Genomic DNA, 23256 nt, shown 5'->3' on the forward strand with positions numbered 1-23256 from the left:
TGATGCCGCATAAAAGCGGGATTTACGGCATCTACACATATAACACGGGAGCTGATACTTTGATGATTTCGCCGTCTCTGATATAAAAGCGGGGGACGCGGCGGCTTAACACAGATACGACTTCGTAGTTAATCGTACCGAGCATTTCGGCAATTTCATCAACGGAAATCTCGGCTCCTTTTTGTTTGCCGTAAATGACGACTTCTTCACCTTGTTTGCCCTCACTATCACCCAAACTGACCATAATCATATCCATCGTCACTCTCCCCGCCACCGGCACTCTTCTGCCGCGGTGAAGAATAAACCCGCGGTTGGAAAGGGCGCGCGAGTAGCCGTCAGCATAGCCGATCGGAATTGTCGCAATGATTTCACCCGGTTCAGCGATATATGTGGCGCCATAACTGACGGTCCGGGGCTCTGTCACCATGGCTTTCACATAAGCGATACGCGCCTTTAAGCTGAGTGCGGGCGTGAGATCTACGAGGTTCAGCTCCTTAATATAAGCGGACGGGTATAATCCATATAAACCGATGCCTAAACGGATCATATCGGCGCTGAATTCGGGAAAAGCGATAGCGGCGGCTGTGTTGCACATATGGACAGTAGGCAGCGGGATGTCTTGATTTTTTAAAAAGCGGAGAAAGCTGATGAACTTTTCATGCTGCAGCATTGTCAATTCAGTATCAGGTTCATCCGCTGTTGAAAAATGGGTAAAGATCCCGTCCCACGACAGGTATGTACTCGACTTGAGCGCTTTTACAACTGCTAAAAGGTCTTCTTCTGTGCGTACACCCAGCCGGCCCATTCCGGTATCCACATTGATATGAATGGACAGCCGTTTCGAATCAGCTTCTTTTTCCAATATCTGATTTGCTTTTTTGACCCAGCTGACTTGAAACGCTGATAATGTTATATTCCAAACGGCAGATTTTTTCACACAGCTGAGAGCTGTAAAGCCGAGCACAAGGATAGGTGCTTTAATTCCCGCTCTCCGTAACACAATTCCCTCTTCAACGCTGGCAACTGCGAGCTCGCTCGCGCCGCTTTCCAGTGCCTGCCGCGCTACTTCCACAGAGCCGTGGCCATAGGCATTTGCTTTTACGACGGCCATAATCTTCGACTTCTTCGGAATATGGCGGCGGATCGCCCGTACATTCTTTTTGATCGCATCAAGGTCAACTTCAATCCAAACTTCCCGGCAAAGTTTTTTCATCGCGATTCCTTCTTTCCGTGATGAGATTCAGTACTGACGTGTTTTCATGCTTTCAATCTGCATTTTATTCACACTGATCTGAAATCATTCAAAACATGAGAAGGTGACCGCTGATGTTTAAAATCGAGTTTTCGGGAAATCAGTGCGCCTGCTTTAATTATGCAGTAAGGGCTGCATGGCAGCCCTTAAATTGACTTCACAATATTCTGATCTGAAAATTGGTGTTCAAACATTTTGGACTGGCTTACAGCATTGTTTTGAATGACAATGCCGATATTTCCCCCTCCGGCACCGAAAACGGTTTTTGATGCAGTCAGCGGACTGATGGATATGGCGCCGCCAACATTGACAACTCCGTTTCCTGATACGTTGTTTATCGTAATCGGGCAACCGCTCATTCTATTTTTTCTCCTTTCTCTCACAATCTACTATCTATATGTACGCTGTAATGTGAAATAAGATTAAACAAAACGGCAAAAAAAAACCGGCTGCTGTGAGCCGGAAAGGGAGGGAAATACAGATATCATAGTGTTTTCGTTACATTTTGATCAGAGAATTGCGAGTTTAGAGATTGAGACGTGCTGGATTGGTTTAATTGCAGAACAATCCCTGTATTTCCTCCTCCTGAGCCGTAGACGGTTTTTGATACGGTTAAAGGGCTTATCGAAAACGCACCGCCGACATTGACAACCCCGTTTCCGGAAAGACTGTTAATCGTAATAGGAAAACCAGCCATCATATACGGTCTCCTTTCTATTAATCTATTTACTATATGTACGCTGCGTATCAGAAATAGGAGTAAACAAAGCGGCAAAAAGTTATGAAACAAAAAAACTGCCGGACATCCGGCAGTTTTTTGATTACTTTTCAAACGGCACCCAGCCGCCTGTATTCTGGATCATTTCCCATAACGGTTCAGGAAGTCGGTATTTCTCAATTTCAGATGCTTTAATGGCTTTTTCGATTTCCTGTTCGCGGCCTTCTTTGACCAGCACCGCCCATTCAGGGTTAATTAAAATGACACGTCCCAGAGCCACCAGCGGAATCCCGCTTTCTAATACGGCGAGCGCTTCGTCCGCGGTATAGATGGAACCGACCGCCATCAGCGGCACTTTGTGGCCGACGCGTTCGTTTAATAAATCCATCCGTGTCCGTGAAGTATCCGCGCCGCGGCGGGCTTTGGAATTGACATCCATCAGTGAAATATGCAGATAATCCAAGTTTTCTTCCGCAAGCGCATCAACGAGCATGAATGTTTCTTTCATTGTAAGCCCCGGCGTTTCCGGCTCTTCCGGTGACAGGCGGTAGCCGAGAACAAATGGATGTTCAGCGTGTGCATCAATCGCCTGTTTGACAGCGTCAACGACTGCAAGCGGGAACGCAAGGCGCTTTTCATCGCTTCCGCCCCAGCGGTCTGTGCGCTGATTTGTTTTCGGAGAATAAAATTGTTGAATCAAGTATCCGTTTGCCCCGTGAATTTCAACACCGTCAAAGCCGGCTTCAATTGCTCTGCGTGTCGCTTCGCCGAATGCTTTTACAATGTGCTCAATCTCTTGTTCAGTGAGAGCCCGGGAAGTTTGTCTGCCGTCTTCTTCTGAACCGCTTGGGCTGACGACGTCGTTATTCGGCACGAGTTCAGGAGGGCATTCCAATCCGCCATGGTGAATCTGCACAACGGCTTTCGCTCCTTGAGACTGGATCGCTTGAGCGAGTTTTTTCAAGCCCGGAATGTGAGAATCATCATAGATGCCGGGCTGGCCGGGAAACGCTTTGCCGTCAGGCGTTACGTTTGCACATGCCGTAATGACCATGCCCATTTCTTTTGAACGGGGAGTAATGTAGCTCAATTCACGTTCGGAAATCGTTCCGTCATCGTTCGATGAATAGTGTGTCATCGGTGCAACGGAAATACGGTTTGGTATGGTAACGCCGCTTTCGAACGTAAAAGGTTCAAACAGCGGTTTATATGTTTGCTTCATGATTTCGCCTTCTTCCTTAAAAGTTTAACTCGTCCGTATTCTAGCTTATGTTTTAATTGTGTGCAATTATTTTGCTTGTTCTTCTTCCTGAGGGTTATGACCGGCCGAACCATTTAAACGACTGGAACGGTTTTCTCCGTTCCTTTTCAGGGTCTTTATACCCGCCTGAAATTTGATGGCCGATCGAGCTGAATATGACAGCGGCGGCGAATAGGAGAATGATTTTTTTCATATGCATATCTTCTTTCTTATCTTTTACAAGGTTATTTATAAGCATACGCTTGTGTGAAAAAACCGTCAAATTTGTTTTTTATTCTTTTTTCCACTTTCCTGCGGCGAATATCGTTCCGATCTGAATCACAACACTTAACAGAGCGCACACTGCCACAACTGTGTTGCTGTCCATAGAAGACACCCTCCTTTTTGTTAGGTTAATGTATCATATGACAGCTGTCTCTGTTTTGACAAAACTGTAATGCGGTGTTTCATATTTTTCAACAAAAAAGGGCGCTTTTTAGGCGCCTTTACTTTTTTTTCAGCCGATGCAAAGCGATTTGAACGGCGATGGCGTCATCCAGATAGCCGATCGGAAACATGTAATCCGGAATCACGTCTGTCGCTAAAATATAATACAGGAGCGCACTCCCTAGAATCGGGCGGTCTTCAGCCGGTGTTGATTCATCCATATATTGATGATGCATGTTTTTCAAGTGATCAATAAAAGGGCCGACACTTTCTTCATTATTCATTTTCTTTTGAAACTCATCACAAATCAGGCGATGGCCCTGCTGGGTTTTGGCATATTGTTCATATCTGGTCAGCTCGCGTTCAATTTGTTCACGGGAAAAAGGCTGATCAAACATCTCCGCCATGTTCAGCATATCCTGAATCGCGTGCATCGGATCTTGCGGCGCAGTCTCTTTTTCATGGCCGATGTCTATTCCTGACGCTTCAAGCAATTCCTCCAGCGGGGTGCGGAGGTGCTTTGAGAATTCCTGAAGATGCTTTAAGTTGGCCTTCTGCTTGCCGTTTATAATCCGGGAGATGGTGGCCGTATCAATGTTGGCTAATGCGCCGAGTTTTCTCATGGAGAGAGAGTGCTTATCAAGCAGTGATTTTAAAAGGGGGCCCAATGTCTTATGTTCATTTTCTGCCAAGGGTGTCACCTCGTTTCCGCCGGAATGATGATAATCAGTCAATAATTTTTGCAGAAAAGGTACCTTTTCTGTGCTGATGAATAGGATAGTGTAGATTGGAACAGCACAACATGTTGAAAAGACATCAAAGAATGGGGAGAACATAACATGGCTTGGTTATTGATTTTAGGTTTGGCAGTGTCCTCGAGCATTGATAATTTAGGAGTGGGGATGTCATACGGCATCAGAAAGATCAAAATATCGCACGCATCAAATACAATGATCGCTTTTATCTGTTTTTTATTCAGTTATATCGGAATTTATTTCGGCAAATGGATTTCAGCCGTTTTACCGGGCTTTTTCCCCGTTTTGCTGGCGGCTTTTATTTTATCTGTGATCGGCATCCGCATCATCCTGCTGGCTGTGCCGAGAAAAAAAGAAAATACAGCGCCTGCTGACACGTCTGGAAAAAAAGGCCGTTTCGCCGGTCTGCTGCAAAATCCGGAGACAGCGGATGCTGACGGTTCGGGAGAAATCGGTATACTGGAATCCATGGTTCTCGGGGTGGCCGTATCCGCAAATGCGCTGACCAACGGATTAAGCGCGGGCCTGATCGGGCTTTCTCCCGCTGCCATTTCCATCACTGCGGCGATCGGAAGCTTTCTGACCATATGGATCGGCTGCCTGCTCGGGAAAAAAGCTGCGTCACTTCGCATCGGTTCTTTCCATGTCGGACAGTTCAGCACGGTGCTGAGCGGAGTGATTATTCTCATCATTGCCGTCAATACGCTGCTCTTTTAAGTTGTCCCGTTCATTTTATGAAAAGCTCAAAATAAATATGAATCATTCTATTCGGGAGAGCGCATGACGGGCTCTCTTTTTTTGCCGATCTGTCATTTTTTCAAAATGAATAGAAAGTCGTTCGTTTCCGTTAAATTTTGCATATCCGGCCATCAGACAGAACCTTTTTCATAGACGGATCAGCTCGCTTTCTTTCTAAGTTCAGGTAATCAGCGGGTCAGAAAGCCTTTATTCCAAATATGGAAAATCGCTGGAGGGACGAAGGCGCCCTTTACAAATCCGCCATTCTGTACAAAGATAAAGCCGAATGAGAAAACGTGAGGTGATCTGTGTGAAGTCTGTCATCCTTCTGATCTTCACTGCATGGCTGCTATCAGGCTGCGAGTATACCGCTGAGGCGGATTCGGCGCCGTCATTTACACAGGAAGGAACATTTATAAAAGCCGCCGGAAACGATACGATCGCACTGGAAATTGACGGAGAGCGGCACGAGGTGAAGGTGCCTTTTGCTAAGCGGTTTGAATGTCAGCTTCTGCCTGAACATACGGCGGTGCAAATCACCTATAAAAAAGAGAGCAACGGACAATTACGGCTTGAAAAACTGAAAAAAGAAACAGATATGTGAAAAATGGGGAGGAAAAAACGTGGGCTTACTGACAAAAAGCGCTGCTGCATTCGGTGCCGCCCTGCTTCTGCTTGCGCCGTCCGCTTATGCAGCCGAACCTTTGCAAGGGAAGACCATCTATATTGATGCCGGACATGGCGGAGAAGACAGCGGGGCCGGGGGGAATGGACTGTTGGAGAAAAACATTAATTTAGCGGTGTCAAACAAGGTAGCCGCCAAATTGGAAGCAGAAGGTGCAACACCTGTTGCGTCAAGGACTGACGATACTTTTTTGAGTTTGGACGAGCGGGTGGCGAAAGCAAGCGCCAGCCAATCCGATTTATTCGTCAGCCTTCATACGAACTCAGCCGTATCGACAGCATCAGGTACAGAAACGTATTTTAATTCAACATATGAAGGAGCAGACAGCGAAAGGCTTGCTTCTGATATCCAACAGCAGCTTGTTTCGTCTCTAGAGATGAGGGACAGAGGTGTAAAAGAAGCCCCTTTTTATGTCATTACATATTCAAAAATGCCTAGCGTGCTGGCTGAATTAGGCTTTATCACAAATCCTCAAGATGCGGACAAGCTGAAGAACGCTAACGGGCAAGAACACGCCGCCGACGCCATTGTAAATGGAATCGAAACCTATTACAGCGGCCGATAATCGTAAAATATGTGTAAATAGCGCCCGCCTTACGTGCATAACGATTATAATAGAGAAAACCGATGACAAACACCTGAGGTGACACATATGACGACTATTTTTGCCCACCGGGGGGCGTCGGGCGACTATCCCGAAAATACGATGCCCGCGTTCACAAAAGCGATTGAGGACGGGGCGGACGGAATCGAACTTGACGTACAGATGACCAAAGACGGCCGTATCGTGGTCATTCACGATGAAACCCTTGACCGAACGACGTCTTTACAAGGATTTGTGAAAGATACGGCGTATGACAAAATCAGAACCGCCGATGCCGCCGGAAAATGGAAAGATTCTTTTAAAGGAGTCAGAATTCCGCTTTTGTCAGACGTGCTGCGTTTTGCGGAGCGCGCCGATTTTCTGATCAATATTGAGCTGAAAAACAGTGTATTCCGCTACGAGGGAATGGAAAAAGAAGTGATCAAAAAAGTCAGGTATTACGGATTGGAAAAGCGCGTTATTTTTTCTTCATTTAATCATGAGAGCCTTGCGCTTTGCCACGCCTTGGCGCCTGAGATTGAACGGGCGGTGCTGACGATGGATGTGCTGTACCGGCCTGAACAGTATCTCGCTTCAATCCCTGCTTCAGGTTATCATCCGAAGCTTGGTACGCCGGCGGTCAGCGCTGAAGCGATCAAACATCTAATAAAACACCAAGTGAAGCTCCGTCCGTTCACCGTTAATCGCCCGGAAGATATGAAGCAGCTGATGAAAGCGGGAGCAGACGCATTTTTTACCGATTATCCAAAGCTGGCTGTTTCTATAAAAGAAGAATGCCGCCATTAAGAAGACTGTTCAGAACAGTCTTTTTTTTATGGGCAGAAACCGGAGGGGCGATCATAACGTGATCAGGAGGTTCATATAGTGTAACAGGGCCTTTTATGTAAGCGTTATCTTATTTTATTGAAAGTGAGGCAAAAGTGTGGGGAAAACGGTTATCGTCAGTGCGGCAAGAACACCGTTCGGAAAATTCGGCGGTGCATTAAAAGAGGTAAAAGCAGCCGAGCTTGGCGGCATTGCCATAAAAGAAGCAATCAAGCGCGCCGGCATCGGTGAAAGCGAAGCAGAAGGAGCGGTGATGGGAATGGTCGTCCAAGCGGGTGCGGGGCAGATTCCGGCACGGCAGGCTGCAAGGTATGCCGGGCTTCCATGGTCCGTTCCGGCTGAAACCATTAATAAGGTTTGTGCATCGGGGCTCAGAGCCGTTACCTTCTGTGATCAAATCATCCGGGCGAATGATGCCGACGTGCTGATTGCAGGCGGAATGGAAAGCATGAGCAACATCCCGTACGCCATTCCGGCCGGCCGTTGGGGAATAAGAATGGGAGACGGGGTTTTTCAGGATTTAATGGTTCATGACGGGCTGACCTGTGCGTTCGATCAGGTGCATATGGCTGTCCACGGAAGCGCTGCGGCCGAAAAGTACGGCATTTCCCGAGATGAACAGGATCATTACGCTCTTTCAAGCCAGAAACGCGCGGCTGAGGCGGCTGAGACGGGCAAATTGCAAGAAGAAATCGTTCCGGTTACTTGGACCGGCAAAAAGGGCAAACAGCATACTGTTACGCAGGATGAGGGGCTGCGTCCTGATACAAGCCTTGAGCAGCTCGCAAAGCTTAAGCCTATTTTTACAGCCGGCGGAACGGTTACAGCGGGAAACGCTCCCGGTGTAAATGACGGCGCCGGAGCATTTGTGCTGATGTCAGAGGAAAAGGCCGCGAAGCAGCATGTCAGACCGCTCGCTGCGATACTTGGTTTTGCGTCTGTCGGACTGGAAGCGTCTGAGCTTGCCAGCGCACCGGGAGAAGCGATCAACAGGCTTTTGAAAAAAACCGGACTGTCCGTTGACGATATTGATTTGTTTGAAGTAAATGAAGCATTTGCGTCCGTCGTGCTCGTCAGCGAAAAAATTGCCGGATACAGCCGGGAGAAAGTGAATGTAAACGGAGGGGCGATCGCGTTCGGCCATCCGATCGGCGCAAGCGGCGCCAGAATCATCATGAGTTTGATATACGAATTAAAGCGGCGCGGGGGAGGTTTAGGCATAGCGGCTATATGCAGCGGAGCGGCCCAAGGAGACGCCGTCCTGCTCGAGGTGTACTGATATAACGAGGGGAGCGTCAGATGAAGATGAAAACAATCATGGTCGCAGGTGCGGGTCAGATGGGAGCAGGCATCGCGCAGACGGCTGCAGAAGCTGGGTTTTCCGTCATGTTATACGATGTGGAGCCGGAATCGGTGACAAAAGGCCTTTACCGCATAAAGACAAATCTGGAGAAAGATCAGGCGAAAGGACGCAAGACACGGCATGAAACAGAATCCGTTTTCAGCCGCATCTCCCCGGCAGCGCTCACAGAAGCGGGAGATGCTGATTTTGTAATAGAAGCCATTGCCGAAAACAAAACAGCAAAGACTGAATTACTCGGCACACTTGATGAAATGTGTCCCCCTCATACCATATTGGCAAGCAATACGTCTTCTCTTCCTATTACGGAGCTTGCTGCTGTCACAAAAAGACCTGACAAAGTAATCGGCATGCATTTTATGAATCCGGTTCCTGTCATGGAGCTTGTCGAGGTCATCAGAGGGCTTGCTACGTCGGAAGAAACGGCGGAAACAGTAAAGAAGCTTGCTGTCCGGATGAAAAAAACGCCTGTCGAAGTCAATGATTTTCCCGGCTTTATATCTAACCGTATATTAATGCCGATGATTAACGAGGCCGTTTATTGCCTTTACGAAGGGGCGGCTTCAAAGGAAGCGATTGATGAAGTGATGAAGCTCGGCATGCGTCACCCGATGGGGCCTTTAACATTAGCCGACTTCATCGGATTGGATACATGCCTTTCCATCATGGAGGTTCTCTATGCGGGGTTCGGAGATTCGAAATACCGCCCATGCCCGCTGCTCAGAAAATACGTCAGCGCCGGCTGGCTCGGCAAAAAAAGCGGGCGCGGTTTTTATGAGTACAACAGATGACATAAAAATCATGGGGGAGGCCTGCAGCCGTGCATTTTACAGAAGAGCACATCATGATGAGAAAAATGGTGCGCGATTTTGCACGCAAGGAAATCGCACCGATGGTTGAGATCATGGAAACAACCGATGAATTTCCGGACCGGCTGATTAAAAAAATGGGAGAAGCGGGGTTAATGGGCATCCCCGTCCCGGAAGCATACGGCGGAGCGGGGGCTGATACAACATCTTACATTTTAGCGATTCATGAAATATCAAAAGTCAGCGCAGCTGTCGGCGTCATTTTATCCGTCCACACATCGGTAGGGACAAACCCGATTCTCCATTTCGGGACAGAAGCCCAAAAACAAAGGTATATTCCAAAGCTGGCAGCGGGCGAATACGTCGGGGCTTTTGCGCTTACTGAGCCTCAATCCGGATCTGATGCGGGAAGCCTGAAAACAACGGCAGTGCGAAAAGGCGGTTCATATATTCTGAACGGTTCAAAAATCTTTATTACAAACGGCGGAGCGGCAGATCTGTATCTGACATTTGCCTTAACGGACCCGGATAAAGGGAGAAAGGGGATTTCCGCTTTTATCGTTGAAAAAAACACACCCGGCTTTTCTGTCGGAAAGAAAGAAAAAAAGCTCGGATTGTTAGGTTCCAATACCGTCGAATTGCAATTTGACCAAGCGGAAATTCCAATTGAAAACCGGCTCGGCGAAGAGGGCGAGGGTTTTTCAATCGCCATGAAAAACCTAGATGTCGGACGGATCGGCATAGCGGCTCAGGCGCTCGGAATTATCGAAGCGGCGCTCGGCTGCTCGGCGGAATACGCCAAAACCCGCAGCCAGTTCGGCAGGCCCATTGCCTCGAATCAGGCCGTTTCTTTTAAACTTTCTGACATGGCGACGAATGCGGAAGCTGCCAAACTATTAGTCTATCATGCCGCTGATCTGTATCAGCGCGGGCTTCCGTGCGGAAAAGAAGCATCGATGGCAAAGCAATTCGCGTCTGATGCGGCGATGAAAGCGGCAGTGGAGGCTGTGCAGATTCACGGCGGCTACGGCTATATGAAAGAGTATCCCGCGGAGCGTTTATTTCGGGATGCGAAGGTCACGCAAATCTATGAGGGCACCAATGAGATTCAAAGGCTGATTATTTCTAAGTATCTTCTTCAATAAAAAGCGCGGAAAAGGAGCGAAACCATGGAATCTTATTCTCCCGGTTTAGATGGCGTCATTGCGGTGGAAACGGGAATTTCTTTTTTGGATACACAGCAGGGCAGGATTTTAATCAAAGGCCATGATCTGATCGAGCTTTCTGAAACGGCCGGCTATATGGACATTGTCCACCTCTTATTGGAAGACAGACTTCCTGATGCGAAAGAGAAGGCGGCGCTTGAATATGACATCCGGCGCGGCGGAGACCTTCCCGAGGAAATCTTGCATATATGCCGTCTGCTGCCTGAACATACTCATCCGATGGACGGTCTGAGGACAGGCTTGTCCGCGCTTGGCGGCTTTGATAAGGATATTGATGACCGCACCTCTTCTGTAAATCGGCACCGTGTCCGCGGGCTGATAGGCAAAATGCCCAATCTGACCGTCAACAGCTATCGTGTCATAAACGGTCAGGAACCTTTAGCGCCTGTCGGAACCTTATCGTACAGCGCAAACTTTTTATATATGATTACCGGAAAAACGCCGTCCTCCTTGGAAGAAGAAATATTCGACAGGTCGCTTCTTTTATACAGTGAGCATGAATTGCCGAACTCAACATTTACGGCCCGTGTCATCGCTTCGACGCAATCGGATATTTACGGCGCTCTCACCGGAGCCGTCGCCTCGCTTAAGGGAAACCTTCACGGCGGAGCGAACGAAGCGGTTATGTACATGCTTGAAGAAGCGAAGGATACAGACGGGTTTATTCACTTGTTAACTCAGAAACTCGCAAACAAAGAAAAAATCATGGGCTTCGGCCACCGTGTCTACATGAAAAAAATGGACCCGAGGGCGCTCATGATGAAAGAAGCGCTGAAAAAGCTGTCTGATCTGTCAGGTGATTTCCGTCTTTATCACATGTGTGAAGCCGGCGAAACCGTCATGCGGGAGAAAAAAGGCCTTTATCCGAATTTAGATTACTACGCAGCGCCGGTCTATTACATGCTCGGCATTCCGATACCGCTGTACACGCCTATATTTTTCAGCGCACGAACCGTCGGCCTGTGCGCGCACGTCATTGAACAGCACAGCAGAAACCGGCTTTTCCGCCCGCGTGTCCGCTATACCGGAGCGCGCCTGTAAACAGACAAGAAAGGAAGATGAAAACATGACAGAAACCCGCCGAATGGACGCCGTGATCGAAGAGATTTCTGATTACGTGCTCCATCAGGAGATTGACAGTTCAGAAGCTTTCACTACGGCAGGACATGTGCTTCTTGATACGATAGGCTGCGGCATTTTGGCGCTCAGCTATCCCGAATGTACAAAGCTGCTCGGCCCGATTGTCCCGGGAACCACTGTGCCGAACGGCAGCAGGGTTCCGGGCACGCCTTTTGTATTAGACCCCGTCACGGCCGCCTTTAATATCGGATGCATCAACAGGTGGCTCGATTATAATGATACGTGGCTTGCGGCGGAATGGGGTCATCCGTCTGACAATCTCGGAGGCATATTGGCTTGTGCGGACTATATTTCCAGAGTGAGAATGTCTGAAGGGAAAGAACCGCTTACCGTACGCGATGTGCTTCGCGCAATGATCAAAGCGCACGAAATTCAAGGAATTCTCGCTTTAGAAAACAGTTTAAACAGAGTCGGACTTGACCATGTGCTCTTTGTGAAAGTGGCGACTGCGGCTGTTTGCGCCCACATGATGGGAGGCTCAAAAGCGGAAATCAATAACGCCGTATCTCACGCCTGGATTGATAATTCAAGCCTCAGAACGTACCGGCATGCGCCGAACACCGGATCGCGCAAATCATGGGCAGCCGGTGACGCGACGAGCAGAGGCGTGTATTTGGCCCTGGTGGCGCAAAAAGGTGAAATGGGGTACCCGACGGCGCTGACCGCACCGGTGTGGGGATTTCAAGACGTATTATTTAACCGGCAGGAAATAAAGCTTGCCCGCCCGCTTGGGTCCTATGTGATGGAGAATGTATTGTTTAAAGTATCCTATCCGGCTGAATTCCACGCCCAGACAGCGGCGGAATGCGCGGTCCGGCTCCATCCGCAGGTGAAAGACCGCATCGGGGAAATCGACAGGATCACGATTATGACGCATGAATCAGCAATCCGGATTATCGATAAAAAAGGGCCGCTTCACAATCCGGCAGACCGGGATCATTGCCTGCAGTACATTACGGCAATCGGGCTTCTTTTCGGAGATATAAAGGCAGATCATTATGAAGAGGAAACGGCGTCTGACCCGCGAATTGATACATTGCGGGGCAAAATGGAGGTGACGGAACACAAAGCGTACTCAAAGGATTACTTAGACCCGCATAAGCGATCCATCTCAAATGCCATACAGGTGCATTTCACAGACGGCACAGCTACGGAACGGATCGAATGTGAATACCCGCTCGGGCACCGGTTTCGCAGAAACGAAGCCGTACCGAATATTCTTGCCAAGTTTTCAGCAAACATCAGCACTCATTTTTCATTGAAGCAGCAGCGTAAAATAGAAGAAGCCTGCAGACATAGCGGACGGATGCAGCAGCTCAGCGTTATTGAATTTATGGACTTATTTCTCATATAAAATAGGAGGGTGGCAAACATGACGTGGATCGTCAGCAGGCAGTCGTCTCAAGAGGAGCTTGCAGAGCGGTTCCGTACGCTGATGACAGCGCCGGATATATTGCAGATCCCCGGCGCTCATGATGCGATGGCTGCTCTTATCGCCAAGAAAACGGGGTTTTCGGCTCTTTATTTATCAGGTGCGGCTTACACGGCGAGCAGGGGGCTGCCCGATTTAGGCATCATCACGTTGGCAGAAATGGCTGAACGGGTTAAAGATTTGGTACGCTCGTCTGATCTGCCCGTCCTAGTGGACATTGATACGGGTTTCGGAGGTATCCTGAATGCTGCCCGGACGGCGAAAGAAATGTATGAAGCGCGCGCAGCCGCCGTGCAGATGGAGGATCAGCGCCTGCCGAAAAAATGCGGGCATCTGAATGGGAAGCAGCTCGTGCCGATTGAAGAAATGGCGCAGAAAATCAAAGCGGTCAAGCAGGCCGCGCCGACTCTTCTCGTTGTTGCAAGGACAGACGCCAGACAGCAGGAAGGGCTGGAGGGCGCCATAAAAAGAGCGGACGCTTATATAAAAGCGGGGGCTGACGCTATTTTTCCGGAAGCGCTCCAATCAGAAAGCGAATTCAGAGCGTTTTCCAAACAAACCAGTGTGCCGGTTCTCGCAAATATGACCGAGTTCGGGAAAACGCCGTATTACAGTGCGGAAGAATTTTCCGATATGGGCTGTCACATGGTCATTTACCCGGTCACATCACTCAGAACGGCGGCAAAGGCTTTTGAGCGTATTTTCCGCCTTATAAAAGAAGAAGGCTCGCAAAAAGCGGGGCTTTCCGATATGCAGACGAGAAAAGAATTATATGAAACGATCGCTTATGATGACTATGAAGAACTGGATCAATCCATTGCCAAAACGATACTGCCGGACGACTGAAAAAGCCCTTTTTTACAAGGGCTTTTTTTACAGCTTTTTTTTCCTGAACCGCGGGCTGACTTGGTTGCGTTTCCGATCTCTGTACAGAATAAACCCGGCCAGAATATAAAGGCCGAATAAAAAAAACGCCAGTCCGGCAGCTCCCTGAAGAAAAAGGGACGGAAACGGGGCAAACACATGCCCGAATAATGCATCTCTCATCAGCTTAATGCCGAGCGCCGCGACAGCGCCGGGGAGGACGAGAATCAAAAGCGCAACAAGCCGGCTCATATTCAGAAAACCCCTTTACGATGTGATTTCCTTTATTGTCCAATCGAAAAAATATTTTGTCAAGAGATGAAAACATGGTAACATAGGGGTTGTGCAAATTATTGCAACGGAAAATACAGGTGTGCAAATTTTTTCATATAAAGGGGTATCGGGATGCAGAAGGTGCTGATTATAGGTGCTGGTAAAGGAGGCACGGCGCTCTTACAGATTTTGATGAAAACAAAGCTGATCCAAATTATTGCGGTGGTTGATCAAGATCCGGAGGCGCAAGGGCTGCAAGAAGCCCGGAAATATGGAATTGCAACCTCATCAGATTGGAAATCTTACATAACCGAAGATATAGATATCATCATCCATACAACGGGCGACAAAGCGGTCATGGATGAGCTGCTCCAACAGAAAAAAGAACAAACCATCGTCATGCCGGGAAAATTGGCGTACATGATGTTTCAGCTGATGGAGGAAAAACAGGAGCTTATTCAAATGCTGAAGTCCCAGACCTATAAGCATGACCGGATTTTTAATTCAACGCACGACGGCATGATTTTTATAGACGTCAATGAAACGATCATTTTATTTAATCAGATGGCTGAAAAAATGGTCGGTCAAAAACGGGAAGATGTCATCGGCCGCCAAATTAAAGACGTAGTGCCGAACACAAAACTGCCGCGGATTTTGGAAACGAGAGAGCCGGAGTATAACCAGAAGCAGCTCCTCGGAAAGCACCTTCAGATTGTCACGACAAGACTGCCGATCATTGATGAAGGCGGGAAGCTTCTCGGGGCGTTATGCGTGTTTAAAGACATCACGGACGCGGTTGAGCTGGCAGAAGAGGTCACGAACTTAAAACAAATCCGCACTATGCTTGAAGCGATTATTCAATCGTCAGACGAAGCCATTTCCGTCGTTGATGAAAACGGCATCGGAATGTTAATCAACAAAGCGTATACAAAAATGACCGGGCTGGCAGAAAGCGAAGTCATCGGAAAACCCGCCTCCACCGATATTTCGGAAGGGGAAAGCATGCATCTGAAAGTATTGGGGACAAGGCGGCCCGTACGGGGGGTAAGGATGAAAGTCGGCCCCAATAAAAAGGATGTCATTGTGAATGTTGCCCCCGTTATTGTCGACGGTATTTTAAAAGGCAGCGTCGGCGTCATTCACGATGTGTCAGAAATTAAAACGCTGACGGCTGAATTGAACCGGGCGCGCCAGATCATCCGCACGCTTGAAGCGAAATACACGTTTGATGACATTATCGGCACGAGTGAACAAATGCTGGTCGCCCTTGAACAGGCGAAGCTCGGGGCGAAAACGCCGGCGACGATTCTGCTGCGGGGAGAATCCGGCACCGGAAAAGAACTTTTCGCCCACGCCATCCATAATGAAAGCGACCGAAAATACAATAAATTCATCAGGGTCAATTGTGCGGCCCTGTCTGAATCACTGCTTGAATCCGAGCTTTTCGGCTATGAGGAAGGCGCGTTTACGGGCGCGAGGCGCGGGGGCAAAAAAGGGCTTTTTGAAGAAGCGAATAACGGCAGCATTTTCTTAGATGAAATCGGGGAGCTGACCCAAAGCACCCAGGCAAAGCTGCTCAGGGTTCTGCAGGAAAAAGAAATTATCAGAGTCGGCGGCGCTAAAGCGATTTCTGTCAATGTCAGAATTATCGCAGCGACAAATGTCAATATCGAAAAAGCCATGGCGGAAGGGACGTTCCGGGAAGACCTGTATTACCGGATTAACCGCTATCCGATCTCCATCCCGCCGCTTCGGCAGCGTAAAGAAGATATAGAAGCGCTGAGCATTAGGCTCATTGAAAAAATCAATCAGGATTACGGACGCAACGTAAAGGGACTCTCGCCCAACGCGCTGCGTGCTTTATCAGCCTACAGCTGGCCTGGAAACGTACGAGAGCTTGAAAATGTGCTCGGCCGGGCGATGATCTTTTTAGAGCCGAACATGGAGCGGATCGAACAGCAGCATCTGCCTGTTTTTGAAACAGAGCTGAATGAAAAAAACGGCGCCCAGAGTGATTTTCCGGATGTGGAAGGAGAAAAACTCTCTCAAGCCGTTGAAAAATTTGAAGCACATGTCATTCAAAAAACACTTGAAAAGCACAAATTCAACCGAACCAAAACGGCAAAAGCGCTTGGTGTCAGCATTCGGAATCTGTACTACAAAATGGACAAGTACGGCCTTGCAAATGACGGCATGCAATAAATTGCAGAAAAAGCGCAACCAGCTGCATGTTTTCTTAAAAAAAGGCCGTAATAACCCTCCTGCATATTTGGCACGGAACTTGCATTGATAAAAGCGGATTCGCACAAGGAAGGTGGTACAAAATGAAGCTGAGAGACCTAGTTGAAAAAGCCGCGGCAAAAAACGCAAAAACCATTGCAGTGGCCCACGCAGCAGATAAAGAAGTGATCCAAGCTGTCAAAATGGCGGCAGAACATTTATCGGCACGATTTTTACTGACGGGTGACAGTGAAAAGCTGAAAGAACTCCTGGCAAACGAGCCGAAGTTTAATGCTGAAATCGTCCACGCCGATTCACCCGAAGAATCTGCTGCAAAAGCAGTGCGAGCAGTGCGTGAACAAGAGGCTGATATTTTAATGAAAGGGAATCTGCCGAGCTCAACTCTTCTGAAATCAGTGTTAAACCGACAGGAAGGGCTGCGTTCAAAGAAGGTGTTATCACATGTAGCCGTTTTTGAGGTGCCGGACTATGACCGGCTGATGTATGTAACGGATTCGGCGCTGAACATTGCCCCGTCTCTTGAAGAGCTTCGGCATATTCTGCAAAATGCGGTTCATGTCGCGCATTCAGTAGGGAACCCTATGCCGAAAGCTGCAGTCCTTGCCGCAATTGAAACGGTTAACCCGAAAATGGAGGCGACGCTGAATGCCGCTGCAATCGTCCAAATGTGCAATAGAGGACAGATTACGGGCTGCATTGCGGACGGACCGCTCGCTTTGGATAATGCCGTATCCCAAGCGGCCGCGCTCCAAAAAGGAATTTCCGGAAGCGTTGCGGGCCAGGCGGATATTCTCTTGGTTCCTTCAATTGAGGCCGGAAATATGCTTTATAAGTCAATGATTTATTTTGCGAAAGCAAATGTTGCTGCCGTCATCGCCGGTGCGAAGGCGCCGATTGCATTAACGAGCAGAGCGGATACCGCAGAAAATAAACTGTATTCAATTGCGCTTGCGATTTGCGCATCACAAGAACAGTAGGAGGAACGAACCTATGGAAATTTTTAAATATATGGAGACTTATGATTACGAACAATTGGTATTCTGCCAAGATGAACAATCTGGATTAAAAGCGATCATCGCGATTCATGATACGACGCTCGGTCCTGCACTCGGCGGAACAAGAATGTGGACATATGACAGTGAAGAAGCTGCGATTGAAGATGCATTAAGACTCGCAAAAGGCATGACTTATAAAAATGCGGCTGCCGGGCTAAACCTGGGCGGCGGGAAAACCGTTATTATCGGGGACCCGCGCAAGGATAAGAATGAAGAAATGTTCCGCGCATTCGGCCGGTACATCCAAGGCTTAAACGGAAGATATATTACGGCGGAAGACGTCGGCACCACCGTTGAAGATATGGATATTATTCATGATGAAACAGACTATGTAACAGGGATTTCTCCTGCATTCGGTTCCTCAGGAAATCCGTCTCCGGTTACGGCGTACGGCGTATACAAAGGGATGAAAGCTGCCGCTAAAGCGGCGTTCGGCACTGATTCACTGGAAGGAAAAACAATTGCCGTGCAAGGCGTGGGAAATGTGGCTTACAATCTTTGCCGCCACCTTCACGAAGAAGGTGCTTCTCTAATCGTGACGGATATCAATAAAGAATCTGTTAAACGTGCCGTTGAGGACTTTGGCGCCCGTGCAGTCGATCCGGACGACATTTACTCACAGGCGTGCGATATTTATGCTCCGTGTGCTCTCGGTGCCGTCATTAACGATGACACGATTACACAGCTGAAGGCGAAAGTCATTGCGGGAGCGGCCAATAACCAGCTGAAAGAAACACGTCACGGCGATACCATTCATGAGATGGGAATCGTATACGCACCGGATTATGTCATCAATGCCGGCGGCGTCATCAATGTAGCAGATGAGCTTTACGGCTACAATGCAGAGCGGGCTTTGAAAAAGGTTGAAGGCATCTATGCAAACATTGAACGGGTGCTCGATATTTCCGCGCGTGACGGCATTCCGACATATTTAGCGGCTGACCGTCTTGCTGAGGAACGAATTGAGCGCATGCGCCGTTCAAGAAGCCAGTTTTTGCAAAACGGCCAAAGCATATTAAGCAGACGGTAGGAATTTGATCTGGAGGTATGAAAATGTTCGAACAGGAAAAACGCATTCTCATTCTGAATCCAGGCTCAACATCAACGAAAATCGGCGTCTTTCACAATGAACGCTGTATATTTGAAAAGACGCTGCGGCACCCCGAAGAAGAGCTGAAAACATTTAACAGCATTATCGACCAATACGAATTTCGAAAAATAAGCATACTTGAGTCTCTTCACGAACAGGGCATCAACATTTCAAAGTTTGATGCCGTTTGCGCCAGAGGCGGCCTGCTCAGACCGATTGAGGGCGGCACATATGAAGTGAATGACGCCATGATCACTGATTTGAAAAACGGCTACAACGGCCAGCATGCTTCCAATCTGGGCGGAATTATTGCCAGGGAAATTGCTGACGGACTAAATATCCCGGCATATATCGTCGATCCGGTCGTAGTGGATGAGATGACTCCGCTCGCTAAAGTATCAGGAATGCCTGAAATCAAGCGGAAAAGCATTTTTCATGCTTTAAACCAAAAAGCCGTTGCCCGTCAGGCGGCGGCGTCCCTCGGCAAGCGGTATGAACAGATGAAGATGATCGTCACCCACATGGGCGGCGGCATCACAGTCGGCGTTCATGACTGCGGAAGGGTGACGGATGTCAACAACGGGCTTCACGGTGAAGGACCTTTAAGTCCGGAACGTGCGGGAACCGTTCCGGCCGGAGATCTGGTGGAAATGTGTTTTTCCGGCAAATATTCAAAAGCCGATATGATGAAAAAACTTGTCGGCACCGGCGGACTGTCCGGCTACCTGGGAACAACGGACGCGTTGAAAGTGGAAAAACGAATTCAGGACGGAGATGAGCATGCAAGGCTCATTTATGATGCCATGGCTTATCAAGTAGCAAAAGAAATCGGGGCGGCAAGCGCCGTTTTAAAAGGAAAAGTAGACATTATCGTCCTGACGGGCGGTTTAGCGTACGGGAAACGTTTCGTATCCGCCATCAGATCGTACATAGATTGGATTTCGGATGTACTGGTGTACCCGGGAGAAAATGAACTGCAATCTCTCGCGCAAGGCGCGCTTCGGGTTTTAGCCGGTGAGGAGCAGGCAAAACAATATCAGATCGGCGAAGGAGTGAAAACAGATGGCGACTGAGTATGATGTGGTCATTCTGGGCGGCGGAACAGGCGGTTATGTCGCCGCCATCAGAGCGGCCCAGCTCGGCTTAAAAACGGCCGTTGTAGAAAAAGAAAAACTCGGCGGAACATGCCTGCATAAAGGATGTATTCCGAGTAAAGCGCTGTTAAGAAGCGCGGAAGTGTATCGGACCGCAAAGGAAGCGGCATCGTTCGGCATTGAAACGGAAGGTGTCTCCCTCCGTTTTGACAGTGTGCAAAAACGAAAGCAGGGAATCGTTGACCGGCTGGCCGGCGGTGTCGCCCACCTGATGAAAAAGGGGAAGATTGATGTATTCAACGGGTACGGACGTATGCTCGGCCCTTCCATCTTCTCACCTCTTCCAGGTACAGTTTCCGTTGAATACGCAAATGGCGAAGAAAACGACATGCTGATACCGAAACAATTGATTATCGCAACCGGTTCGAGACCGAAAATGCTGCCGGGTTTAGAAGCTGACGGTACATATATTCTGACGTCAGATGAAGCGCTTGAGCTTGAACGTCTGCCCCAATCTATGATGATCGTCGGCGGCGGTGTCATCGGTATTGAATGGGCATCCATGCTGAACGATTTCGGCGTCGATATCACTGTGATCGAATATGCGGACCGCATTTTGCCGACTGAGGACCGTGATATTTCAAGCGAAATGGAAAAACTGTTAACGAAAAAAGGGATTAAGATCGTGACGGGTGCGAAAGTGCTTCCGGATACATTGAAAAAAGCGGACGGTGTTTCAATTGACGCTGAAAAGAATGGAAAAAGCGAAACGTATTATGCAGAAAAAATGCTTGTTTCCATCGGCCGCCAGCCGAACATTGAAGGAATCGGCCTTGAAAACACGGACATTGTAACGGAAAACGGTTCTGTCGTCGTAAATGAAGCCGGACAGACGAAGGAATCGCATATTTATGCGATCGGTGATGTTGTCGGCGGACTGCAGCTTGCACATGTGGCATCCCGTGAAGGCATCATTGCCGTTGAACATATGGCGGGTCTTAATCCGGCGCCTCTTGATGCCGCTCTTGTGCCAAAATGCATTTATTCAAATCCGGAAGCGGCGAGTGTCGGTTTGACAGAAGAAGAAGCCGAACGCAAAGGACACGAACTTAAGATCGGAAAGTTTCCGTTCATGGCGATCGGAAAAGCGCTTGTTTACGGGGAAAGCGACGGCTTTGTCAAAATCGTCGCCGACCGGAACACAGATGATATTCTCGGCGTTCATATGATCGGTCCGCACGTCACCGATATGATCTCTGAAGCGGGGCTTGCCAAGGTGCTCGATGCGACGCCGTGGGAAATCGGCCAGTCCATACACCCGCACCCGTCGCTTTCAGAGGCGATTGGAGAAGCTGCACTAGCCGCAGACGGAAACGCGATTCATTTTTAAAAGGAAAGAAGGAGGGGTTTGAATGACTACAAACCGCCATCAAGCATTAGGGCTTTCTGACGCGGAAGCCGTTGAAATGTATAGAACCATGCTGTTAGCCAGAAAAATCGACGAAAGAATGTGGCTGTTAAACCGCTCGGGCAAAATTCCGTTCGTTATTTCATGTCAAGGGCAGGAAGCGGCACAAGTAGGCGCGGCCTATGCTTTAAACCGCGATACCGACTATGTGCTTCCTTACTACAGAGATATGGGGGTAGTGCTTGCATTCGGTATGACTGCAAAGGATTTGATGATGTCCGGTTTTGCGAAAGCGGCTGACCCGAACTCAGGCGGAAGGCAGATGCCGGGACACTTCGGTCAAAAGAAAAACAGAATCGTAACGGGCTCCTCTCCTGTTACGACGCAGGTCCCTCACGCAGTCGGGATCGCGCTTGCGGGACGCATGGATAAAAAGGATATCGTTTCTTTCGTGACCTTTGGAGAAGGCTCTTCCAATCAGGGAGATTTTCACGAAGGGGCGAACTTCGCCGCCGTGCATAAATTGCCGGTCATTTTCATGTGTGAAAACAATAAGTATGCCATTTCTGTCCCGTATGACAAACAGGTGGCCTGCGAGAATATCTCCGACCGGGCGGTAGGCTACGGTATGCCGGGCGTCACTGTTGACGGAAACGATCTGCTGGAAGTTTATCGAGTCGTGAAAGAAGCGCGCGAACGTGCGTCTAAAGGCGAAGGCCCTACATTAATCGAAACGGTTTCCTACCGTTTGACGCCGCATTCGAGTGACGACGACGACAGCAGCTACAGAGAACGCAAAGAAGTAGAAGAAGCAAAGAAACAAGATCCGCTTCTTATATACAAAACATACCTTCAAGAAGCCGGGCTTCTTAGTGAAGAAGAAGAAAAGACCATGCTGGATGACATCATGGCTATCGTAAACGAAGCGACAGACGAAGCGGAGAAAGCGCCATATGCATCTCCTGAATCAACGCTTGATCACGTTTATGCGAAGTAGGGAGGAATACTTATGTCTGTAATGTCTTATATTGACAGTATTAATGCAGCAATGAAAGAAGAAATGGAAAGAGATCCGCGTGTTTTTGTTCTCGGGGAAGACGTCGGGAGAAAAGGCGGCGTGTTTAAAGCCACGGCAGGTCTCTATGAGCAGTTCGGAGAAGAGCGGGTGATGGATACGCCGCTTGCGGAATCAGCGATTGCCGGCGTCGGTATCGGCGCCGCCATGTACGGCATGCGTCCGATCGCGGAGATGCAGTTTGCCGATTTCATTCTTCCTGCGGTCAACCAAATCATTTCAGAAGCGGCAAAAATCCGCTACCGTTCAAACAATGATTGGAGCTGTCCGATGGTCATCAGAGCGCCTTATGGCGGCGGCGTGCACGGGGCGTTGTATCATTCCCAATCTGTGGAGGCTATCTTTGCCAACCAGCCGGGCCTTAAAATTGTCATGCCTTCAACTCCTTATGATGCAAAAGGGCTGTTAAAAGCTGCTGTCCGTGACGAAGACCCCGTACTGTTTTTCGAGCATAAGCGGGCGTACCGCCTGATTAAAGGCGAAGTCCCTGCTGACGATTACGTCCTTCCGATCGGAAAGGCGGATATAAAACGCGAAGGCAGCGACATTACTGTCATTACGTACGGTTTATGCGTCCATTTCGCTCTGCAGGCTGCCGAGCGTCTTGAAAAAGACGGAATTTCCGCGCACATATTAGATTTGCGTACGGTCTATCCGTTAGATAAAGAAGCCATCATTGAAGCCGCATCTAAAACGGGTAAAGTATTGCTGATCACAGAAGATACGAAAGAAGGCGGCATTATGAGTGAAGTCGCCGCCATTATTTCTGAGAACTGCTTATTTGATTTAGACGCACCGATCAAGCGGCTTGCGGGTCCTGACGTTCCGGCGATGCCTTATGCGCCGGCAATGGAAAAATACTTCATGATGAATCCTGACAAAGCAGAAGCCGCGATGAGAGAATTAGCGGAGTTTTAAAGACGTA

Annotated in this window: 24 protein-coding genes; 17 read left to right on the plus strand and 7 right to left on the minus strand. The window is 48.7% G+C overall.

What is annotated here, in order from left to right:
• Positions 1 to 31: 31 nt before the first annotated feature.
• The 6 genes from alr to ACXN9U_RS03350 form a co-directional block, all read right to left on the minus strand.
• Positions 32 to 1213, minus strand: coding sequence for an alanine racemase (alr, locus tag ACXN9U_RS03325; RefSeq protein ID WP_489202167.1), 1182 nt, complete (start codon positions 1211 to 1213; stop codon positions 32 to 34).
• A gap of 185 nt (positions 1214 to 1398) precedes the next feature.
• Positions 1399 to 1611: a spore germination protein gene (locus tag ACXN9U_RS03330; protein WP_003153181.1), complete on the minus strand. Its 213-nt coding sequence runs from the start codon at positions 1609 to 1611 to the stop codon at positions 1399 to 1401.
• A 125-nt stretch (positions 1612 to 1736) separates the two neighbouring features.
• Positions 1737 to 1949 (minus strand): spore germination protein, encoded by a 213-nt coding sequence (locus ACXN9U_RS03335; protein WP_489202168.1) that lies wholly within the window; start codon positions 1947 to 1949, stop codon positions 1737 to 1739.
• 124 nt (positions 1950 to 2073) lie between these two features.
• On the minus strand, positions 2074 to 3192 hold the full coding sequence (locus ACXN9U_RS03340; RefSeq protein ID WP_438420204.1) for an NADH-dependent flavin oxidoreductase: 1119 nt from the start codon (positions 3190 to 3192) through the stop codon (positions 2074 to 2076).
• A 94-nt stretch (positions 3193 to 3286) separates the two neighbouring features.
• Positions 3287 to 3424: a hypothetical protein gene (locus tag ACXN9U_RS03345; RefSeq protein ID WP_162829239.1), complete on the minus strand. Its 138-nt coding sequence runs from the start codon at positions 3422 to 3424 to the stop codon at positions 3287 to 3289.
• 292 nt (positions 3425 to 3716) lie between these two features.
• Entirely contained in the window at positions 3717 to 4349 is a 633-nt protein-coding gene (locus ACXN9U_RS03350; RefSeq protein WP_016939014.1) for a helix-turn-helix domain-containing protein, read from the minus strand.
• Between the two features lie 147 nt (positions 4350 to 4496).
• On the opposite strand from ACXN9U_RS03350, the gene ytaF reads away from it, so the two are divergent.
• The 10 genes from ytaF to prpB all read left to right on the plus strand — a co-directional run bounded on the left by ytaF (position 4497) and on the right by prpB (position 14077).
• Positions 4497 to 5129, plus strand: coding sequence for a sporulation membrane protein YtaF (ytaF, locus tag ACXN9U_RS03355; RefSeq protein ID WP_060964794.1), 633 nt, complete (start codon positions 4497 to 4499; stop codon positions 5127 to 5129).
• A gap of 307 nt (positions 5130 to 5436) precedes the next feature.
• Positions 5437 to 5754, plus strand: a complete 318-nt coding sequence (locus ACXN9U_RS03360; protein WP_060964795.1) for a hypothetical protein — start codon at positions 5437 to 5439, stop codon at positions 5752 to 5754.
• 19 nt (positions 5755 to 5773) lie between these two features.
• Positions 5774 to 6400 carry an N-acetylmuramoyl-L-alanine amidase family protein gene (locus ACXN9U_RS03365; protein ID WP_060964796.1) on the plus strand — a complete coding sequence of 209 codons (627 nt, stop codon included), beginning with the start codon at positions 5774 to 5776 and terminating at the stop codon, positions 6398 to 6400.
• 87 nt (positions 6401 to 6487) lie between these two features.
• Positions 6488 to 7225, plus strand: a complete 738-nt coding sequence (locus ACXN9U_RS03370; protein ID WP_489202169.1) for a glycerophosphodiester phosphodiesterase — start codon at positions 6488 to 6490, stop codon at positions 7223 to 7225.
• A 136-nt stretch (positions 7226 to 7361) separates the two neighbouring features.
• Positions 7362 to 8543, plus strand: a complete 1182-nt coding sequence (locus ACXN9U_RS03375; protein WP_489202170.1) for an acetyl-CoA C-acetyltransferase — start codon at positions 7362 to 7364, stop codon at positions 8541 to 8543.
• A 20-nt stretch (positions 8544 to 8563) separates the two neighbouring features.
• Positions 8564 to 9415, plus strand: a complete 852-nt coding sequence (locus ACXN9U_RS03380; RefSeq protein WP_060964799.1) for a 3-hydroxybutyryl-CoA dehydrogenase — start codon at positions 8564 to 8566, stop codon at positions 9413 to 9415.
• A 29-nt stretch (positions 9416 to 9444) separates the two neighbouring features.
• The gene (locus ACXN9U_RS03385) at positions 9445 to 10578 is read left to right on the plus strand and encodes an acyl-CoA dehydrogenase (protein WP_060964800.1); all 1134 of its coding nucleotides are present in this window, start codon (positions 9445 to 9447) and stop codon (positions 10576 to 10578) included.
• A 24-nt stretch (positions 10579 to 10602) separates the two neighbouring features.
• Entirely contained in the window at positions 10603 to 11700 is a 1098-nt protein-coding gene (gene mmgD / locus ACXN9U_RS03390; RefSeq protein ID WP_060964801.1) for a citrate synthase, read from the plus strand.
• Between the two features lie 25 nt (positions 11701 to 11725).
• Positions 11726 to 13153, plus strand: a complete 1428-nt coding sequence (locus ACXN9U_RS03395; protein WP_060964802.1) for a bifunctional 2-methylcitrate dehydratase/aconitate hydratase — start codon at positions 11726 to 11728, stop codon at positions 13151 to 13153.
• An 18-nt stretch (positions 13154 to 13171) separates the two neighbouring features.
• Positions 13172 to 14077 (plus strand): methylisocitrate lyase, encoded by a 906-nt coding sequence (gene prpB, locus ACXN9U_RS03400; protein ID WP_489202171.1) that lies wholly within the window; start codon positions 13172 to 13174, stop codon positions 14075 to 14077.
• A gap of 27 nt (positions 14078 to 14104) precedes the next feature.
• Here prpB and ACXN9U_RS03405 read toward each other — a convergent pair whose 3' ends face one another.
• A complete protein-coding gene (locus tag ACXN9U_RS03405) occupies positions 14105 to 14347 on the minus strand; it encodes a DUF2627 domain-containing protein (RefSeq protein ID WP_016939026.1) in 243 nt (80 codons plus the stop codon).
• A 153-nt stretch (positions 14348 to 14500) separates the two neighbouring features.
• On the opposite strand from ACXN9U_RS03405, the gene ACXN9U_RS03410 reads away from it, so the two are divergent.
• The 7 genes from ACXN9U_RS03410 (at position 14501) to bfmBAB (ending at position 23249) form a co-directional block, all read left to right on the plus strand.
• A complete protein-coding gene (locus tag ACXN9U_RS03410) occupies positions 14501 to 16570 on the plus strand; it encodes a sigma-54 interaction domain-containing protein (RefSeq protein ID WP_060964804.1) in 2070 nt (689 codons plus the stop codon).
• 122 nt (positions 16571 to 16692) lie between these two features.
• The gene (gene yqiS, locus ACXN9U_RS03415) at positions 16693 to 17586 is read left to right on the plus strand and encodes a phosphate butyryltransferase (protein ID WP_060964805.1); all 894 of its coding nucleotides are present in this window, start codon (positions 16693 to 16695) and stop codon (positions 17584 to 17586) included.
• Positions 17587 to 17599: 13 nt separating this feature from the next.
• A complete protein-coding gene (gene bcd / locus ACXN9U_RS03420; protein ID WP_060964806.1) occupies positions 17600 to 18694 on the plus strand; it encodes a branched-chain amino acid dehydrogenase in 1095 nt (364 codons plus the stop codon).
• Positions 18695 to 18711: 17 nt separating this feature from the next.
• Entirely contained in the window at positions 18712 to 19827 is a 1116-nt protein-coding gene (buk, locus tag ACXN9U_RS03425; RefSeq protein ID WP_101605447.1) for a butyrate kinase, read from the plus strand.
• Positions 19817 to 21238 carry a dihydrolipoyl dehydrogenase gene (gene lpdA, locus ACXN9U_RS03430; RefSeq protein WP_060964808.1) on the plus strand — a complete coding sequence of 474 codons (1422 nt, stop codon included), beginning with the start codon at positions 19817 to 19819 and terminating at the stop codon, positions 21236 to 21238. The genes buk and lpdA overlap by 11 nt, the downstream gene beginning before the upstream one ends.
• 22 nt (positions 21239 to 21260) lie before the next feature.
• On the plus strand, positions 21261 to 22253 hold the full coding sequence (locus ACXN9U_RS03435) for a thiamine pyrophosphate-dependent dehydrogenase E1 component subunit alpha (RefSeq protein WP_060964809.1): 993 nt from the start codon (positions 21261 to 21263) through the stop codon (positions 22251 to 22253).
• Positions 22254 to 22265: 12 nt separating this feature from the next.
• On the plus strand, positions 22266 to 23249 hold the full coding sequence (gene bfmBAB / locus ACXN9U_RS03440) for a 3-methyl-2-oxobutanoate dehydrogenase subunit beta (protein ID WP_060964810.1): 984 nt from the start codon (positions 22266 to 22268) through the stop codon (positions 23247 to 23249).
• Positions 23250 to 23256 lie beyond the last annotated feature (7 nt).

The organism is Bacillus sp. BACIII, from assembly GCF_057836745.1.

Bases quoted from the DNA above. Each gene is read 5' to 3' on its own strand.
- ACXN9U_RS03395 (WP_060964802.1), top strand. From the start codon at position 11,726: ATGACAGAAACCCGCCGAATGGACGCCGTGATCGAAGAGATTTCTGAT.
- buk (WP_101605447.1), top strand. From the start codon at position 18,712: ATGAAAATGTTCGAACAGGAAAAACGCATTCTCATTCTGAATCCAGGC.
- ACXN9U_RS03405 (WP_016939026.1), bottom strand. From the start codon at position 14,347: ATGAGCCGGCTTGTTGCGCTTTTGATTCTCGTCCTCCCCGGCGCTGTC.
- ACXN9U_RS03340 (WP_438420204.1), bottom strand. From the start codon at position 3,192: ATGAAGCAAACATATAAACCGCTGTTTGAACCTTTTACGTTCGAAAGC.
- bfmBAB (WP_060964810.1), top strand. From the start codon at position 22,266: ATGTCTGTAATGTCTTATATTGACAGTATTAATGCAGCAATGAAAGAA.
- ACXN9U_RS03410 (WP_060964804.1), top strand. From the start codon at position 14,501: ATGCAGAAGGTGCTGATTATAGGTGCTGGTAAAGGAGGCACGGCGCTC.
- lpdA (WP_060964808.1), top strand. From the start codon at position 19,817: ATGGCGACTGAGTATGATGTGGTCATTCTGGGCGGCGGAACAGGCGGT.
- ACXN9U_RS03330 (WP_003153181.1), bottom strand. From the start codon at position 1,611: ATGAGCGGTTGCCCGATTACGATAAACAACGTATCAGGAAACGGAGTT.
- ACXN9U_RS03435 (WP_060964809.1), top strand. From the start codon at position 21,261: ATGACTACAAACCGCCATCAAGCATTAGGGCTTTCTGACGCGGAAGCC.
- ACXN9U_RS03370 (WP_489202169.1), top strand. From the start codon at position 6,488: ATGACGACTATTTTTGCCCACCGGGGGGCGTCGGGCGACTATCCCGAA.
- ACXN9U_RS03335 (WP_489202168.1), bottom strand. From the start codon at position 1,949: ATGGCTGGTTTTCCTATTACGATTAACAGTCTTTCCGGAAACGGGGTT.
- ACXN9U_RS03345 (WP_162829239.1), bottom strand. From the start codon at position 3,424: ATGAAAAAAATCATTCTCCTATTCGCCGCCGCTGTCATATTCAGCTCG.
- ACXN9U_RS03360 (WP_060964795.1), top strand. From the start codon at position 5,437: ATGAGAAAACGTGAGGTGATCTGTGTGAAGTCTGTCATCCTTCTGATC.
- mmgD (WP_060964801.1), top strand. From the start codon at position 10,603: ATGGAATCTTATTCTCCCGGTTTAGATGGCGTCATTGCGGTGGAAACG.
- bcd (WP_060964806.1), top strand. From the start codon at position 17,600: ATGGAAATTTTTAAATATATGGAGACTTATGATTACGAACAATTGGTA.
- yqiS (WP_060964805.1), top strand. From the start codon at position 16,693: ATGAAGCTGAGAGACCTAGTTGAAAAAGCCGCGGCAAAAAACGCAAAA.
- ytaF (WP_060964794.1), top strand. From the start codon at position 4,497: ATGGCTTGGTTATTGATTTTAGGTTTGGCAGTGTCCTCGAGCATTGAT.
- ACXN9U_RS03380 (WP_060964799.1), top strand. From the start codon at position 8,564: ATGAAGATGAAAACAATCATGGTCGCAGGTGCGGGTCAGATGGGAGCA.
- prpB (WP_489202171.1), top strand. From the start codon at position 13,172: ATGACGTGGATCGTCAGCAGGCAGTCGTCTCAAGAGGAGCTTGCAGAG.
- alr (WP_489202167.1), bottom strand. From the start codon at position 1,213: ATGAAAAAACTTTGCCGGGAAGTTTGGATTGAAGTTGACCTTGATGCG.